This window comes from Sphaerimonospora thailandensis, from assembly GCF_016863115.1.
GTDB classification, from domain to species: domain Bacteria; phylum Actinomycetota; class Actinomycetes; order Streptosporangiales; family Streptosporangiaceae; genus Sphaerimonospora; species Sphaerimonospora cavernae.
Genome location: NZ_BOOG01000129.1, coordinates 1 through 1,524, shown reverse-complemented (window position 1 = coordinate 1,524; position 1,524 = coordinate 1). Strand labels below are relative to the sequence as shown.

2 protein-coding genes are annotated in these 1,524 nt (G+C 66.2%); both read right to left on the bottom strand.

Annotated elements, in window-relative coordinates:
* Positions 1-422: 422 nt before the first annotated feature.
* Positions 423-956 (bottom strand): YncE family protein, encoded by a 534-nt coding sequence (locus tag Mth01_RS29260; RefSeq protein ID WP_204019195.1) that lies wholly within the window; start codon positions 954-956, stop codon positions 423-425.
* A gap of 186 nt (positions 957-1,142) precedes the next feature.
* Positions 1,143-1,524 (bottom strand): YncE family protein (locus Mth01_RS29255; RefSeq protein WP_407695990.1); only part of this gene is annotated, 382 nt, incomplete at its 5' end.

Genomic DNA, 1,524 nt, shown 5'->3' with positions numbered 1-1,524 from the left:
CGTGGACGGCGACGCCGGTCGGAAGCGACGCGATGATTTGGCGCTCTGAGCTGATCACTTGGTGTATTCCTGGCGAGAGCGCCGACTGATTGCCACAGAATGCGCTAATGCGACATTTGGCGATCCGGCTTCTGGGGGCGTCGGGACCGCAAGCGCCGCGATATTTGGCACTCCCGGCTGGCTGCTCGGCTGACTCCCAGCCGTTGGTCCGACGCGAAGCCCCGCAGAACGGAATTAACGATATTTCCCGAGTTGGTTCTTGTGTGGCACGGCCGTACAAGACTGCTGAGCGCTTCGGGTACGGCCGGAAACAGCTAAGGCCCCCGGCGGAAGTCATGCGATGCGATCTCCGCCGGGGGCCGCTGTTCCAGATGCGCTGTGCCCACGTGCGCCCGGTACGGTCTACCGGGCTGTGGTCATGCTCACCGGCCTGGGCCGGCGACCTTCGTCACAGCGGGCCGCTTGGCGTGGTAGGTCTTGTGCGCCTTGTGGCGGTGCGTTGCGACACCGGAGTGATGGTGGGCGAGAAGGCGGGCCGCGCTCGGTGCTCCCGCTCGGCCCATGCTGTTCTCCACGACGCCGTCTACGCCGGCGGCGGCGGCGCCGCCCTGTTCCTCTCTGGAGATGAACGCGACGGCCACATCGGTGGGCAGGGCGCCCACCGGGATGGTGGCGATGACGGTGTTGGCGTTGATCGCCGAGACGTTGTTCGCGAGGTTGTTGGTGACGTAGACGAAGGGGCCGTTCCGCATGGCCGCCACCGCCACCCCGACGGGAGCGGCGCCGACGGGGATGTTGGTGACGAAGGTGTTGTTGTCCGCGTCGATCACCGTGACGTTGTTGGAGCCGAAGTTGGCGACGTAGACGAACTCACTGTCCGGTGTGACCGCCACCGCGTCGGGGGTGGTCCCGACGGCGACGGTGGCGATGACCCGGTTGGTACGGGTGTTGATCACTGTACATGGGATGGTGGCTTTCGTGTGCTATGGCCGGAAATGCCCGAAGGCCACCGGCGGAAGCTCACGATGTGAAGTCCGCCGACGGTCTTCGGGCTCATGTTCCGCGAGCATGCTCGACCGGGCATGGCCCATTCTCATGGACCTGCTCCGGTGTCATCATCCTCAGGCGTCAGGACGGGAACCTCACATGATGTTGTCCACCGTTGCCTTGATCTTGGTCGGCCTGCGGGAGATGGGCGGCTGAGGCGGCGTGGTGCGGATGCGCGCCACGGCCACACCGAGGGGACGGTTCCCGACGGGCACGGTGGTGGTGACGGTGTTGGTGGCGGTGTTGATGACTGAGACGTTGTTGGAGCCGAAGTTGGTGACGTAGGCGCGGTTGCCGCCGGGTGTGATCGCCACCCCGGCGGGGCCGGCGCCGACGGGCACGGTGGTGGTGACGGTGTTGGTGGCGGTGTTGATGACCGAGACGTTGCCGGTGAAGAAGTTGGTGACGTAGGCGCGGTTGCCGTCGGGTGTGATCGCCACCCCGGTGGGGGAGGGGACGCCGGGGATGGTGGTGGTG